Raw genomic sequence first — 15,326 nt, forward strand, 5'->3', positions numbered from 1 at the left:
GCCGTGGCTCAGGGAATGTTCAGATATTTGTGCGTCTGCATCGACAGGCGCCACTGCGGATGCCGCTTGCACCAGTCGATCGCGAGCTTCGTGTTCAGGTCGCGCGACGGGCCGTCCATCGGCTGCACCAGAAAATACTCGAAGTCGAGCTTCGCGTAATCGGCGAGCCGCTGATTGTCCTGCGGGATCACGACCTTCAGCTCGTTACCCTTCGTGACGACGAGCGGCGCATCGGCCTTCGGGCTCACGCAGATCCAGTCGATCGATTCGAGCACCGGCAGCGAGCCGTTCGTCTCGATCGCGATCTCGAAGCCGGCCGCGTGCAGCGCGTCGACGAGCGGCTGGTCGAGCTGCAGCATCGGCTCGCCGCCCGTGCAGACGACGAAGCGGTGCGCTTCGCCGTCCGGCCACAGGCCCGCGATCGTCGCGACGAGCGCGTCGGCATCCTTGAACTTGCCGCCGTTCTCGCCGTCGGTGCCGACGAAGTCGGTATCGCAGAAGCGGCAGACGGCCTGCGCACGGTCCTCTTCGCGGCCCGACCACAGATTGCAGCCGGCGAACCGGCAGAACACGGCCGGCCGGCCCGCGTTCGCGCCCTCGCCCTGCAACGTGTAGAAAATTTCCTTGACCGCGTAAGTCATCGTCCTTCGTCCGGCTTGCGCCGCTCGTTGTCGATCAGAATCCGTTCATCGGCCCGCGCCGCCCGCACGCCGCGTCACAGCGGCGCTTCGGTCACCCGCTCGCCCTTCAGATACGCTTCGTAGCCGCGCTTGCGCAGCTTGCATGCCGGGCATTCGCCGCAGCCGAAACCCCAGTCGTGCAGTTCCGCACGCTCGCCGACGTAGCAGGTATGCGTCTCGACGCGAATCAGCTCGACGAGCGCCTGGCCGCCGAGCTGCTCGGCGAGCTGCCAAGTCTGCGCCTTGTCGAGCCACATCAGCGGCGTCTCGAGCACGATGCGCGTGTCCATCCCGAGGTTCAGCGCGACCTGAAGCGCCTTCATCGTGTCGTCGCGGCAGTCCGGGTAGCCCGAAAAATCGGTCTCGCACATCCCGCCGACCAGCACGCGCAGCCCGCGACGATACGCGATTGCCGCGGCGATCGTCATGAACAGCAGGTTGCGGCCCGGCACGAACGTGTTCGGCAGGCCGTTCGCAGCCGTCTCGATCTCGATCGCGCGCGTCATCGCGGTATCGCTGATCGCGCCGAGCACCGACAGATCGATCATGTGATCGTCGCCGAGCCGGTCCGCCCACGCGGGGAACTGCCGCTTCAGCGCTTCGCGCACGCCTTCGCGGCACTCGAGTTCGACGCGATGGCGCTGGCCGTAGTCGAAGCCGAGCGTTTCGACCGTCTGGTAGCGTTCGAGGGCCCACGCCACGCACGTGGCCGAGTCCTGCCCGCCGGAAAACAGCACGAGCGCGCCGTCTTTAGCGTCTGTCCGAATCACCGTGATACTCCGTGAATGTATAGGCTCGCGTCGCACTGCGCCCGATGGCCGGCTGCCGCCGAACGGCCCGACGCGTGCCGGCCTGCGCCGGCGCGACCAGTATAGGCAGCGCCGCAGCCCGTCAACGCGGTACGGCGCTTATACCGCCCATCGCGCGGCATCGCGGCGCGGACATTCGACCGATTGCGCCGGATGCAGAGGGCGGTGCGCTAAGTCATTGAGCGGGCACGGATTTTATCACGCCGCCGCCAATGCTGCCGGGCACGCGAGACCCGCCCCAAACGAAAAACCCCAAGAACCTGACGATTCTTGGGGTTGGAACTGCTGGTGGCCTGGGGCGGAATCGAACCACCGACACGCGGATTTTCAATCCGCTGCTCTACCAACTGAGCTACCGGGCCAACGAAGAAACGAGAGTATAGCGACCTCTTTTGAACTGTACAAGCCCTTTTCGTGAAATTTTTTACGCCGCGCCTTCGGACGGCTTCTTGCCGAGTTCGACGCCGAGCTGCTTGAGCTTGCGATACAGGTGCGTGCGTTCGAGGCCGGTCTTTTCCGCGACGCGCGTCATGCTGCCGTTCTCGCGCGCGAGGTGGTATTCGAAGTACGCGCGTTCGAACGCATCGCGCGCTTCGCGCAGCGGAATGTCGAACGGAATCGCGGCCGTCTGGCCCGCGAGGCCGAGCGCCGCTGCGACGTCGTCGCCGAGCGTCGGCAGCGCGGCCGCCGACGCGACTGCCGCGGGCCCCGCCGCCTGCCCCGCGCCGGCCTTCGCCGCCGCATTCGCAGACACCGGCGCCGCGCCGCGCGCGAGCCCGTGCTCGACGGCCTTCAGCAGCTTCTGCAGCGCGATCGGCTTCTCGAGGAAATCGAGCGCGCCGATCTTCGTCGCCTCGACGGCCGTGTCGATCGTCGCGTGCCCGGACATCATGATGACCGGCATCGTCAGCAGGCCCTGAGCCGCCCATTCCTTGAGCAGCGTGACGCCGTCGGTATCCGGCATCCAGATATCGAGCAGCACGAGATCGGGCGCCTGATTCAGCCGGTATTCCCGCGCAGCCTGCGCGTTCTCCGCCGCCTCGACGACGTGTCCTTCGTCGCTGAGGATCTCCGAGAGCAATTCCCGGATGCCCATTTCATCATCTACCACCAGGATGGTTGCCATTTACGCTGCCTTTGTCTGCTCACTTGCTTTTGTCTTCGTCGAGGCCGACCGTCCGGCGGCCGGCTTGCCGGCGGCCGACGCCGCCGCGGGCGCCGCTCCGTCGGGCCCCGCATTCGGCGCATCGCTCGCCATCTGCAGGAACAGGATCGACACCTGCGCACCTTCGACGGTCTCGCCGTGCATGCGATTGCGCAGATCGATCCGCGCGCCATGCTCGTCGACGATCTTCTTGACCGTGGCCAACCCGAGCCCCGTACCCTTCGCCTTCGTCGTCACGTAAGGCTCGAACGCGCGCGTCAGGATGCGCGCCGGGAAACCGGGCCCGTTGTCGGACACGGTAAGACGAACCGCGACGCGCGTTTTGCCCTCGGCGTCGGGGTCGCCATATTCTACTGTCTTGGTTTCGATCAACACACGCGGATGCTCGGACTCCGCGACCGAATCCTGCGCGTTCTGCAGCAGGTTGTGTATCACCTGACGCAGTTGCGTCGCATCGCCGCGAATCACCGGCAGCGACGGCGCGAGCTCGACGACGATCGGATTCTTGCCTTCGCCGACGCCGTACAGCCCCAACACTTCGCTCACCAGATCGTTCAACTGCAGGTTCGCGAGCACGGCCGGCGGCGTGCGTGCGTATTCGCGGAAGTCGTCGACCATCCGCTTCATCGCGGCCACCTGGTTGACGATCATCGTCGCGCCGCGCTTGAGCACGTCCGCGTCGTGCGGCGCGAGCTTGTCCGACAGCTTCATCTGCAGCCGTTCGGCCGACAGCTGGATCGGCGTCAGCGGGTTCTTGATCTCGTGCGCGAGCCGGCGCGCCACCTCGCCCCATGCGACCGAGCGCTGCGCGGAAATCACGTCGGAGATGTCGTCGAACACGACGACGTAACCCGACGTCTGCGGATCGTCGGCCTGCCCTTCGACCGTCGACACGAGCCGCGTGCCGCGCACGAGCAGCGTCAGCGGATCGGTCTCGCCCGGCACTTCGACCGCGAACTGCTGCTGCCAGTGGCCGGTATCGCCGCTGCCGCTGTCGGACGCCGCCTCGCGATCCGCGAACGCCTTGCGCACCATCGCGCCGAACCCGGCGACGACGCCGATCTGGTCGAGCGTCGTACCGATCAGCGAATTGAACGGCTGCCGGAAGATCCGCTCGGCGCCGCGGTTGGCCGTCGTCAGCCGGAACTGGCGATCGAGCACGAACACGCCGGCCGTCAGGTTCGCCAGAATGCTTTCGAGATAGGCCTTCGAATGCTCGAGCGCGATCCGGTTCTTCTCGACCGCGAGCCGCGCCTCGGACAACTGGCGCGTCATCGCGTTGAACGACTGCGTGAGGAAGCCGAGCTCGTCGCGCGTCTTGATCTCGCGCTTCGGCGTGTAGTCGCCTTCGGCGACTTCCTTCGTGCCCTGCGCGAGCAGGAACAGCGGCCGCGCAAGCTGCTGGCCGAGCGCGAGCGCAAGCATCATCGCGATGAAGGTCGCGAGGAACAGCGCGAGCGTCAGCGTGCCGATGTACATCTTGCGCAGCCCCGTGCGGCCGAGCGATTTCTCCTGATACTCGCGATAGGCGCGCTGGACGGCGTCCGCGTTGTGCGCGAGCGTCGGCGGCACGGGCTGCGTGAGCTGCAGGAAGCGTTCGGCCGGCTGCAGCATCGACGTCGTCGCGTCCGGAATCGGCCGCACGACGCGCAGCCGCAGCGCGCCCTTCGCGCCGTGCGCACGCGGATCGCCGTCGACTTCGCCCTCGATCGCCGCATATGCGCCGTGCTCGCGGGCCTGGCTCAGCATCAGCGGCGTCGGCAGATCGTCCGGAATCAGCGCCGCGAAATTGCCCGACGCCTGCGCGACGATATGCAGATCCGGCGACGCACCCGAACCGCCGCGGCTCGGCTCGACGATCGTCGCGTCCTGCACGCCGAACTGGTCGCGCAGACGCAGCAGCGTGAGCGTCGTGCCGTTCGTGTTCGCATCGACGCTCGCGAGCTGATCGGACATCAAGCGCGCCTTCGTCTGCAGATCGGACAGCGACGCGTCGAGCATGCCGCGGCCGAGGTTCAGGCCGGCCGTCAGCGCGGTTTCGACGTTCACGTCGAACCACGACTCGATGCTGCGCGACACGAACTGGTACGACACGATGTAGATGATGCCGCCCGGCACGACGCCGACGAGCGCGAAGAAGATCGCGAGCTTCGCGAGCAGCCGCGTGCCGAACTTGCCCTTCCTCAGGCGTACGACGATCATCCCGATCAGCCCGAGCACGACGAGCAGGAACACGAGCGCGACGATGATGTTCGCCGCGTACAGCCACGAGTAGTAGCGATCGAAGAATTCGGTGTTCGCGCTCGCGGCCGCGAGCAGCACGAGCAGCAGCAGCGCGGTGATCGCGACGGTCGACACGATCACGCGTATGAGGAGGCTCTTTCCGCTCGTCGCGCGGCGCACTTTATTTAGCACGTTCGGCCACCGTGAACGTAAAGCGCTTCCAGTCCGAGGCGAGCGTCCAGTCGCGGTTGTTCACCGCGTCGACCTGGAACGGCTTCGGCATCAGCGCCGTGTCGAGCTGCATCCGCACCGACGCCGTGTACGTCTCGCCGGCACGCACCTGGTTGCGGTCGATCACGTGCCACGACGTGATGTGCTTGACCACCGCGAGCGCGTCCTTCAGCGTGCCGAAGCCGAGCTGCAGGCCGCCCGTCGACACGCGGTACTCGCGCGTGAGCGGCTGGAACGACAGGCGGATCGTCTGCGACACCGACACCGGCTGCTCGTCGAACCAGTACCAGCGCGCGCGGCTCAATTCGAAGTCGGTCGTGAAATAAAGCGGGATGCCCTTGTTCACGGCATCCTCGAGGTTCGGGTTCAGTTCGAAATCGAAGCGGGCGTCGAGGCTCCAGCCGTTTCCGTCGGCCTGCAGCGAGGCGCGCTGCACGGCAATCGATTCGGCGTGCGCCGGCCGCACGATGGCCACGCACAGCGTCAACGCGACCAGCAGGACGGCCGCGAGCCGAAGTGGAAAAAGGTGTTTGATCGTCACCGTTTCTGAAACCGCGCGTAGAAAAATCCGTCGTGATCGGTGGTCGGGTCGGGCACGCCGGCGGCGCCTTCGCTGCCCGCTCCGCCCGAAGCGGCACGCGGCAGCAGCTGGCCGGGCGCGTCCAATCGTACCGCATCTTCGCAGGCCGCTTCAAACCAGCGCGCCTGCTGCTCGCCTTCTTCGGGGAAGAGCGAGCACGTGACGTACAGCAGTTCGCCGCCCGGCTTCACGAGCGGCCACAGCGCCGAGAGGATGCGCCGCTGTTCGGCTACGAGCGCCGGGATGTCGGCTTCGCGGCGCAGCCAGCGGATGTCCGGATGGCGTCGCACGATCCCGGACGCCGAGCACGGCACGTCGGCCAGGATCCGGTCGAACGGACGGCCGTCGTACCAGGCGTCGGGCGCGCCCGCATCGCCGACGCGCACGTCGGCCGCGAGCGACAGCCGCGCGAGGTTCTCGCCGATGCGCGTCGCGCGGCTCGCGTCGCTTTCGAGCGCAACGACTTCCGCGTCGGCGAGTTCGAGGATATGGCCGGTCTTGCCGCCCGGTGCCGCGCAGGCATCGAGCACGCGCATGCCGTCGCGCGCGCCGAGCCATTCGGCCGCGAGCTGGGCGCCCGCATCCTGCACCGACACGATGCCGTCGGCGAAACCCGGAATGCGCTCGACCGGCAGCGCCGACGCGAGCCGCACCGCATGCCGGCCGATCGCGGCGGCCTCGATTCCGTTATCGCGCAGCGTGCCGAGATACGCGTCGACGCTCGCGCGACGCGCGTTCACGCGCAAGGTCAGCGGACCCTGGCGGTCGCCGGCCGCGAGTATTGCCTGCCAGGCGTCGGGCCATGCGCGCTTCACGGCGTCGATCCACCATGCGCGGTAGTTCCATTGCGCGACCGGATCGGCATGCATCGCGGCGACGAGCGTGTCGCGTTCGCGCAGGAAGCGTCGCAGCACGGCGTTTACCATCCCCTTCGCAAACGCATATTCGCGCCGCGCGCCGATCGTGGTCACGGCCTGATCGACGACCGTGAACGGCGGATACGCCGCTTCGCCGTCCGCGTCGAGCAGCAGCGCGAGCGCACCGGCGAGCACCGCATGCACGTGCGCGGGCGGCGCCTTGCCGACGAGGCGCGCGATCACCCAGTCGACGCTGCCGAGACGGCGCATCGTGCGATACGCGACGTCCTGCGTCGCACCGCGCGCGAGCGCCTGCGCGCCCGATGCCATCTGCGCGAACACCGCGGAGAGCGCGGCCGGCAACGCAGTGCCGCGCCGCACCGCATCGACCGCCTGCGCGGCCGCGTCGAGCGCGAAGCCGAGCGAGTCGGGCGCGACGCGCAATGCCGACAGGCGTGCGGCGCGGCCGGAGGAAGACGGGGAAGCGGAACGGGTTCGTGTCATCGGAGCGAAATCGGCAAGCGGAGCGGGAGCCGCGCGACGCCGACGCCGCGCCGATCCCAAACCGCGCATTGTAGCGTGCGACCGGATGGGGCCCGGACGACGCGCAAATGAATCACCCCGCAGCGCGACGCATGCGGGGTGATCGGGGAAGGGCCGCGGAACAGGCGCCGCGGACGGGCGCCGTCAGTCGAAGCGGCCGGTGCGCGCCATTTCCATCAGCCGCGCGATGCGCTCCTCGGTAGCCGGGTGCGTCGAGAACAGATTCTGCAGACCGCCGCCGTGAAGCGGGTTCATGATCATCATCTGCGCGGTGGCCGGATGCGCTTCGGCCGCCTGGAACGGGATACCCGCCGCATAGCGATGAATCTTGTCGAGCGCGCTCGCGAGCGCTTGCGGGTCGCCGGAGATCTGCGCACCGCCGCGGTCGGCCTCGAACTCGCGCGCACGCGAGATCGCCATCTGGATCAGCGCGCCCGCGATCGGCGCGAGCAACGCGACCGCGATGCCTGCGATCGGATTGACCGGCCGGCCGTTTTCATCGCGCCCGCCGAAGAACATCGCGAAGTTCGCGATCGCCGAGATCGCACCGGCCATCGTCGCGGTGATCGTCGAGATCAGGATGTCGCGGTGCTTCACGTGCGCAAGCTCGTGCGCCATCACGCCGCGCATCTCGCGCTCGGACAGCACGCGCAGGATACCGGTAGTCGCCGCCACGGCCGCATGCTCGGGGTTGCGGCCCGTCGCAAACGCGTTCGGCGCATCCTCGTTGATCAGATAGACACGCGGCATCGGCAGGTTCGCGCGCGTGGCCAGCTCGCGGACCATCCGGTAGAACTGCGGCGCCGTGTTCTCGTCGACCTCCTGCGCGTTGTACATGCGCAGCACCATCTTGTCGGAGAACCAGTACGAGAAGAAATTCATGCCGAGCGCGAACAGCAGGGCGATCGTCATGCCGCGCGAGCCGCCGATCATGCCGCCGATCACGATGAACAGGGCCGTGATCGCGGCCATCAGCATCGCCGTTTTGACCCAATTGAACATACCCACTCCTTATCCGTCGGGGAAACCCGCCGTCACGACTGTGCGGCGGGAAATTGTAAGCGATCTGTTAGATAAGGGCTCGCCGGAAAAATTCAAATTTCAGCGCTGTGCCGTCGCGAGCCGCAGCCCCAGCCCGACGAACGCGCTGCCGACCGTGCGATCGAGCCATTTCTTGACGCCGGGCTTGCCGGAAAAGTGCTGCGTGACGCTGCCCGCAACCCACGCGACCAGGCCGCTCCAGATCGTGCTCATCGTGACGAACACCGCGCCGAGGGTCAGAAAAGCGAGCGTCTTGTGCGGGCTGTCGGCCGCCACGAATTGCGGGAAGAACGACACGAAAAACAGCACGACCTTCGGATTCAGCACGTTCGTCCAGAAGCCCTGCAGGAAAAGCTGGCGCAGCGGCTTCGCGGGCGACGCGGACGCGGTGCCGGCGGCCGGCGCCGCGGCGGCGGGCTTCGCGAGCACCATGCGCACGCCGAGATAGATCAGATAGGCGGCGCCCACCAGCTTGATGACGGTGAACGCGGCCGCCGATGCCGCGAGCAGCGCGGTCAGCCCGAACGCGCATGCGAGCACGTGCACGCAGCAGCCGGCCGAAATGCCGAGCGCCGACATCAGGCCCGCGCGGCGGCCCTGCGCAACGCTGCGGCCGACGATGTACGCGGTATCGGGGCCGGGCGTGACGTTCAGCAGGAACACCGCTGGCAGAAAGAAACCGAAATGGACGATGCCGAACATGAAAGCCTCGCAACAGGGAATGCCGGGAAATTCTACGCGCGCCGGACAGGCCGCGCGACTCGGCCGTTCGGCCGATTGCGCGCGGTCCGCGCAGCGTGTCGAATGGCGTCTCGCCGGCTGCTCAGCCCGCGTCGGGCAATGCGAAACGCTGGCCTGCGGCGAGTGGCGAGCCGGCGAGGAATTCGCGTGCCGGCAGGCGCTTGCCGCCCGGCTTCTGCAACTGCGTCACGCGCAGCGCGCCGGTGCCGCACGCCACGATGACGCCGTCCGGCGCCGCTTCGACGATCGTGCCGGGCGTCGCGTCGCCGCGCCCGGTGGCGGGCTCGGCCGCCCAGATCTTGATCGCGGCGCCGTCGAGCGTCGCGACGCCGCCGGGGAACGGATCGAACGCGCGCACCTGGCGCGCCAGCACGTCCGCGGGCCTGCGCCAGTCGAGCGCGGCTTCGTGCTTGCCGATCTTTTCCGCGTAGGTCACGCCGTCGGCCGGCTGCGGCGTCGCCGCGAGCGTGCCGTCGAGTTCGAGCCGCGCGAGCGCGTCGACGATGAGCCGCGCGCCGTCGGCCGCTAGCCGGTCGTGCAGCGTCGCCGTCGTATCGTCGGGCGCAATCGCGATGCGCGATTCCTGGATCATCGCGCCCGTGTCGAGCCCGGCGTCCATCTGCATCAGCGTGACGCCCGTTTCGGCGTCGCCGGCCTCGATCGCACGATGGATCGGCGCGGCGCCGCGCCAGCGCGGCAGCAGCGACGCATGGATGTTGATGCAGCCGTGGCGCGGAATATCGAGCACTTCCTGCGGCAGCAGCAGCCCGTATGCGGCGACGACCATCACGTCGTGCGGCGTCGCGCGCAGCAGCTCGATCGCCTCAACGGCCTCGGCCGGATACTTGCCGGCGCGGCGCAGCGACGGCGGCTGCGCGACGGGCAGCCCGTGCTCGAGCGCGTAGCGCTTCACGGCGCTCGCCTGCAGCTTCATGCCGCGCCCGGCGGGCCGGTCGGGCTGCGTGAGCACGAGCGGCACCGCGAAACCGGCGTCGTGGATCGCGGCCAGCGCGGCCGCGGCGAATTCCGGCGTGCCGGCAAAAATCACGCGCAACGTATGGGTCATGACAGCGTTCGGGGTCGGTCTCGGCGAACGCGCGTCACATCGCGCGTTCGAGTTTCTTCATCTTCGTCTTGATCCGGCTCTGCTTGAGCGGCGACAGGTATTCGACGAACACGCGGCCCATCAGGTGATCCATTTCGTGCTGGATGCATACGGCGAGCAGGCCTTCGCAGTCGAGCTCGAACGTCTCGCCCTGCTCGTTGAGCGCGCGCACGCGCACGCGGTCCGGGCGCTCGACTTCATCGTAGATGCCGGGCACCGACAGACAGCCTTCTTCGTAGACCTGCTTGCCGTCGCTCGACCAGATGATCTCGGGGTTGATGAAGGCGCGCAGCTCGTTCTTGTCTTCGGACACGTCGATCACGATCACGCGTTCGTGCACGTCGACCTGCGTCGCCGCGAGGCCGATGCCGGGCGCCGCGTACATCGTCTCGGCCATGTCGGCAACGAGCTTGCGGATGCGGTCGTCGACCTTGTCGACGGGCTTCGCGACCTTGTGCAGCCGCTTGTCGGGGTAATGAAGAATGTTCAGCAAAGCCATGGTCTTTCGGTATTCGGTGAAGCGGTGTGCCGCATCGGCCATCCGGCCGGCTGGCGCTGCCGCCGGGATGCAATGAAGATGAGGCGGATGCGCGGCGAATCAATGCCGCGGATCGCGCCTCCTGCATTCGGCCGCGCGCCTGCGCACGCGGCCTCGTCGAGTATTTCGGATGATGAAAATTTTATCATGGCGTCACGCCGTTCGCTGGCCGCTTCCGTCGAGGGAAATCTCATGTCGCCGCAAGCGCTGACGCGTGCCGGGCTGCGCGCGTGGCTGCGGCTCGCGCACGCGCCGTCGCTGCCGCCGGCCGTGCTGCGCGCACTGCTCGACGCATTCGGGTCGGCCGACGCACTGCTGCGCGCGCCGGACGATGCGATCGCCGCGGCGAGCAGCCCGACCGCCGTGCGCGCCGTGCGCGCGAGCGAGCGCGCCGATCTCGACGCGCGCACCGATGCCGCACTCGCGTGGCTCGACGTGCGTGGCAACGCGATCGTCACGCTCGACGATCCGGCCTATCCGCCACGCCTGCGCGATCTGCACGATCCGCCGCCGCTGCTATATGTAAAGGGGCGGCTCGACCTGCTGCACGCGCGCGGCATCGCGGTGGTCGGCAGCCGGCATGCGACGCCGCAGGGGCTCGCGGACGCCGCGCGCTTCGCGCGTGCGTTGTCGGATGCGGGGCTCACGGTCGTGTCGGGGCTCGCGCTCGGCATCGATGCAGCCGCCCACCAGGGCGCGCTCGACGGCCCGTCGAGCACGATCGCGGTAATCGCGACGGGCGCCGACCTCGTCTATCCGGCGCGCCACCATGCGCTCGCGCATGCGATCGCCGCGCACGGTGCGATCGTGTCCGAATGGCCGCTCGGCACGCCGGCCCGCGCGTCGCACTTTCCGCAGCGCAACCGTCTGATCGCGGCGCTCGCGCTCGGTGCGCTCGTCGTCGAAGCCGCGCCGCGCTCCGGCTCGCTGATCACCGCGCGACTGGCGAACGAACTGGGCCGCGACGTATTTGCGATGCCGGGCTCGATTCACGCGCCGCTCGCACAGGGCTGCCACGCGCTGATCCGCGACGGCGCGAAGCTCACCGCGACGCCGCTCGACATCCTCGAGGAATACGGGCTCGGCGAGCCTGCGGCGCGCGGCGCGCACACGAGCGTCGAACCGGCCGCCGGCGATGCGCGTGCGGACGTCGGCGTGGCAGACCTCAACAACGTGACCGCTGCCGCAGCGTCTCCGCCCGCCGCCGCCCCGGACGCCGCCACGCCGGGTGCGGCCCACGAACTGCCCGCCTGCCCGGCCGAGCAGGCCGTGCTGACGGCGCTCGGATATGGCCCTGTCACATACGAATGGCTCGCCGAGCGCTGCGGGCTGCCGGACGATGCACTGCACCGCGCGCTGCTCGCGCTCGAGCTGGCCGGTCGCGTCGCGCCGCTGCCCGGCGGCCGCTACGGTCGGCTCGACGGGCCGCCCAACCCTGCTGCACGCGGCGTGCTACATTCCCCCGCATAGCGGCGGCCGTGCCGCCGACGACATTCGAAGGAAACTCATGCCCGCGCTGAATCTCGACACCGACGCCGATCGGATCGCCGAGCGTCTCGCCGATCCCGCCACGCTGCTCGTCGCCTGCCTGTGCGCCGAATGGTGCGGCACCTGCCGCGACTACCGCGCGCTGTTCGACCAGCTGGCCGACGCGCATCCGAACGCGTGCTTCACCTGGATCGACATCGAAACCCACGCCGATCGGCTCGACGATCTCGACGTCGAGAACTTCCCGACGATCCTGATCGAGGACGCCCATACGGCCCGCTTTTTCGGTACGGTGCTGCCGCACGCGGCGATCGTCGAACGCATGCTGTCCGACCTGAGCGCCGTGCCCGGCACGCCGCACGCACCGAAATTGCGCAACGTGCTGACGGTCGAGGCCTGAGCGCGGCCGGCCGCGCGCATTTTTCACGAGTCGGCGTTCGCGCGTTTGGCCTCGCGCCGTACCGGGCGCTTGCCGCCGCTGCGCCCCCCCTCTATGATGGGCCGCTTTTTACACGTCCGGCCGCCGTCGCGGCGGCGTGTGCTATAAAGCCGTCGTAAAAGGGACCCACACCGGCGAACCCGGTCTACCAACACACATCTGTCATGTCCAAAGCACTGATCATTGCGGAAAAGCCTTCTGTCGCGAACGACATCGCGCGCGCTTTGGGCGGCTTTACCAAGCATGACGAATACTTCGAAAGCGACGAATACGTGCTTTCGTCCGCTGTCGGCCACCTGCTGGAAATCGCCGCTCCGGAAGAGTACGAGGTCAAGCGCGGCAAATGGAGCTTCGCGCATCTGCCCGTCATCCCCCCGCATTTCGACCTGAATCCGATCGCAAAGAGCGAGTCGCGCCTGAAAGTGCTGACGAAGCTGATGAAGCGCAAGGACGTCGATCGCCTGATCAACGCATGCGACGCGGGGCGCGAGGGCGAGCTGATTTTCCGCCTGATCGTGCAACACGCGAAGGCGAAGCAGCCGGTCCAGCGCCTGTGGCTGCAATCGATGACGCCGCAGGCGATCCGCGACGGTTTCGCGCATCTGCGCAGCGACGCCGACATGCAGCCGCTCGCCGACGCCGCGCGCTGCCGTTCCGAAGCCGACTGGCTCGTCGGCATCAACGGCACGCGGGCGATGACGGCCTTCAACAGCAAGGGCGGCGGCTTCTTCCTGACGACCGTCGGGCGCGTGCAGACGCCGACCTTGTCGATCGTCGTCGAACGCGAAGAGAAAATCCGCCGTTTCGTCCCGCGCGACTACTGGGAAGTGAAGGCGGAATTCGCGTGCGCGGCCGGCTTCTACGAAGGCAAGTGGTTCGACCCGAAATTCAAGCGCGACGAATTCGATCCGGAGAAGCGCGATTCGCGGCTCTGGAGCCTGCCGGCCGCCGAAACGATCGTCGCCGCGTGTCGCGACCAGGTCGGCACGGTCAGCGAGGAATCGAAGCCGTCGACGCAGCTGTCGCCGCTGCTGTTCGATCTGACGAGCCTGCAGCGCGAAGCGAACAGCCGTTTCGGCTTCTCCGCGAAGAACACGCTGGGCCTCGCACAGGCGCTGTATGAAAAGCACAAGGTGCTGACCTACCCGCGTACCGATGCGCGCGCGCTGCCGGAGGACTATATCGGCACGGTGAAGTCGACGCTCGAGATGCTCAAGGAGAGCCACAACTACCTGCCGCACGCGAAGCAGGTGCTCGACAAGGGCTGGGTCAAGCCGAACAAGCGGATCTTCGACAATTCGAAGATCAGCGATCACTTTGCGATCATCCCGACGCTGCAGGCGCCGAAATCGCTGTCCGAGCCCGAGCAGAAGCTTTACGACATGGTCGTGAAGCGCTTCCTCGCCGTGTTCTTCCCGGCCGCCGAATACCGCGTGACGACGCGCATCACCGAAGTCGCCGGCCATCATTTCAAGACCGAAGGCAAGGTGCTCGTCGAGCCGGGCTGGCTGCAGGTCTACGGGCGCGACGCCGAAGGCGCCGACGCGAACCTCGTGCAGGTACAGAAGGACGAGAAGGTGAAGACGGACGAGATCGCCGCCGTCGCGCTCGTCACGAAGCCGCCCGCACGCTACTCGGAAGCGACGCTGCTGTCGGCGATGGAAGGCGCGGGCAAGCTCGTCGAGGACGACGAATTGCGCGAGGCGATGGCCGCGAAGGGCCTCGGCACGCCGGCCACGCGCGCGGCGATCATCGAAGGCCTGCTCGGCGAGAAATATCTCGTGCGCGAAGGCCGCGAACTGATCCCGACCGCGAAGGCATTCCAGCTGATGACGCTGCTGCGCGGGCTCGGCGTGAAGGAACTGACCGCACCCGAGCTCACGGGCGAATGGGAATACAAGCTGTCGCAGATGGAGCGCGGCAACCTCGGACGCGACGCATTCATGCAGGAAATCGCGCGCATGACGCAGCAGATCGTCAAGCGCGCGAAGGAATACGATTCCGACACGATTCCCGGCGATTACGCGACGCTCGAAACGCCGTGCCCGAACTGCGGCGGCCAGGTGAAGGAGAACTACCGGCGCTTCGCGTGCACGAAGTGCGACTTCTCGATCTCGAAGATTCCGGGCAGCCGGCAGTTCGAGATCGCCGAAGTCGAGGAGCTGCTGCAGAAGAAGGAGATCGGTCCGCTGTCGGGCTTCCGCAGCAAGATGGGCCGTCCGTTCTCGGCGATCCTGAAGCTGACGTTCGACGACGAAATCAAGAACTACAAGCTGGAGTTCGATTTCGGGCAGGATCAGGGCGGCGACGAAGGCGAAGCGCCCGACTTCTCGGCGCAGGAGCCGGTCGGCACGTGCCCGAAGTGCAAGGGCCGCGTGTTCGAGCACGGGATGAGCTATGTGTGCGAGCACTCGGTCGCGAACCCGAAGACGTGCGACTTCCGCTCCGGCAAGGTGATCCTGCAGCAGGAAATCACGCGCGAGCAGATGGCCAAGCTGCTTGCGGACGGCCGCACCGATCTGCTGCCGAACTTCAAGTCGTCGCGCACGGGCCGCAACTTCAAGGCGTATCTCGTGAAGCAGCCGGACGGCAAGATCGGCTTCGAGTTCGAGAAGAAGGAGCCGAAGGCGGCCGCCGCGAAGAAGACGGCGAAATCGGCGACGAAGGACGCGGAGACCGTCACCGAAGGCGCCGACGAGAAGCCGGCACCGGCACGCAAGACCGCCGCACGCAAGACGACGACGCGCAAGACGGGCTCGTAACGAGCGGCGCCGCGAGCCGCCCGCGCATCGCGGCGGCCCGCCGGCGCGCCGGCTTCGTCGGGCAAACAAAAAACGCGGATCGATCGCTCGATCCGCGTTTTCTTTTTGGCGCGCCCGTTCGGGC

At 67.6% G+C, this 15,326-nt stretch carries 13 protein-coding genes and 1 tRNA gene; 3 read left to right on the forward strand and 11 right to left on the reverse strand.

Translation table 11 applies throughout. From position 1 onward, the window contains the following. Window positions 1–8 precede the first annotated feature (8 nt). The 11 genes from queE to def form a co-directional block, all read right to left on the reverse strand. Window positions 9–641: a 7-carboxy-7-deazaguanine synthase gene (gene queE, locus ACSHSS_RS00935; RefSeq protein ID WP_006401853.1), complete on the reverse strand. Its 633-nt coding sequence runs from the start codon at window positions 639–641 to the stop codon at window positions 9–11. A gap of 74 nt (window positions 642–715) precedes the next feature. Continuing rightward, window positions 716–1,450: a 7-cyano-7-deazaguanine synthase QueC gene (gene queC / locus ACSHSS_RS00940; protein ID WP_006401852.1), complete on the reverse strand. Its 735-nt coding sequence runs from the start codon at window positions 1,448–1,450 to the stop codon at window positions 716–718. Window positions 1,451–1,775: 325 nt separating this feature from the next. Beyond that, window positions 1,776–1,851 (reverse strand) — tRNA-Phe (locus tag ACSHSS_RS00945). 62 nt (window positions 1,852–1,913) lie between these two features. Beyond that, entirely contained in the window at window positions 1,914–2,615 is a 702-nt protein-coding gene (esaR, locus tag ACSHSS_RS00950; protein ID WP_006401851.1) for a response regulator transcription factor EsaR, read from the reverse strand. Next, complete coding sequence (gene esaS / locus ACSHSS_RS00955) at window positions 2,616–5,069, reverse strand: sensor histidine kinase EsaS (protein ID WP_012214364.1); 2,454 nt, start codon at window positions 5,067–5,069, stop codon at window positions 2,616–2,618. Beyond that, window positions 5,059–5,649, reverse strand: coding sequence for a DUF4390 domain-containing protein (locus ACSHSS_RS00960; RefSeq protein ID WP_006401849.1), 591 nt, complete (start codon window positions 5,647–5,649; stop codon window positions 5,059–5,061). Before ACSHSS_RS00960 ends, esaS begins: the two co-directional genes overlap by 11 nt. Further along, window positions 5,646–7,049 (reverse strand): 16S rRNA (cytosine(967)-C(5))-methyltransferase RsmB, encoded by a 1,404-nt coding sequence (gene rsmB, locus ACSHSS_RS00965; protein ID WP_212160583.1) that lies wholly within the window; start codon window positions 7,047–7,049, stop codon window positions 5,646–5,648. The genes ACSHSS_RS00960 and rsmB overlap by 4 nt, the downstream gene beginning before the upstream one ends. Before the next feature lie 183 nt (window positions 7,050–7,232). Continuing rightward, window positions 7,233–8,090: a zinc metalloprotease HtpX gene (gene htpX / locus ACSHSS_RS00970; protein WP_006401847.1), complete on the reverse strand. Its 858-nt coding sequence runs from the start codon at window positions 8,088–8,090 to the stop codon at window positions 7,233–7,235. A 99-nt stretch (window positions 8,091–8,189) separates the two neighbouring features. Continuing rightward, window positions 8,190–8,831 carry a LysE family translocator gene (locus ACSHSS_RS00975; protein WP_212160578.1) on the reverse strand — a complete coding sequence of 214 codons (642 nt, stop codon included), beginning with the start codon at window positions 8,829–8,831 and terminating at the stop codon, window positions 8,190–8,192. A gap of 121 nt (window positions 8,832–8,952) precedes the next feature. After that, window positions 8,953–9,936 (reverse strand): methionyl-tRNA formyltransferase, encoded by a 984-nt coding sequence (fmt, locus tag ACSHSS_RS00980; protein ID WP_212160577.1) that lies wholly within the window; start codon window positions 9,934–9,936, stop codon window positions 8,953–8,955. A 34-nt stretch (window positions 9,937–9,970) separates the two neighbouring features. Next, entirely contained in the window at window positions 9,971–10,474 is a 504-nt protein-coding gene (gene def / locus ACSHSS_RS00985) for a peptide deformylase (protein ID WP_006410713.1), read from the reverse strand. A gap of 186 nt (window positions 10,475–10,660) precedes the next feature. Here def and dprA point away from each other — a divergent pair, with 186 nt between their 5' ends. The 3 genes from dprA to ACSHSS_RS01000 all read left to right on the forward strand — a co-directional run bounded on the left by dprA (window position 10,661) and on the right by ACSHSS_RS01000 (window position 15,202). Beyond that, window positions 10,661–11,983: a DNA-processing protein DprA gene (gene dprA, locus ACSHSS_RS00990; RefSeq protein ID WP_212160576.1), complete on the forward strand. Its 1,323-nt coding sequence runs from the start codon at window positions 10,661–10,663 to the stop codon at window positions 11,981–11,983. Between the two features lie 37 nt (window positions 11,984–12,020). Further along, window positions 12,021–12,401 carry a thioredoxin family protein gene (locus tag ACSHSS_RS00995; RefSeq protein WP_212160575.1) on the forward strand — a complete coding sequence of 127 codons (381 nt, stop codon included), beginning with the start codon at window positions 12,021–12,023 and terminating at the stop codon, window positions 12,399–12,401. 203 nt (window positions 12,402–12,604) lie between these two features. Beyond that, window positions 12,605–15,202, forward strand: a complete 2,598-nt coding sequence (locus tag ACSHSS_RS01000) for a DNA topoisomerase III (protein WP_006401840.1) — start codon at window positions 12,605–12,607, stop codon at window positions 15,200–15,202. The last annotated feature ends 124 nt before the right edge of the window (window positions 15,203–15,326 follow it).

The sequence above is a fragment of the Burkholderia sp. BC1 genome (assembly GCF_052683555.1).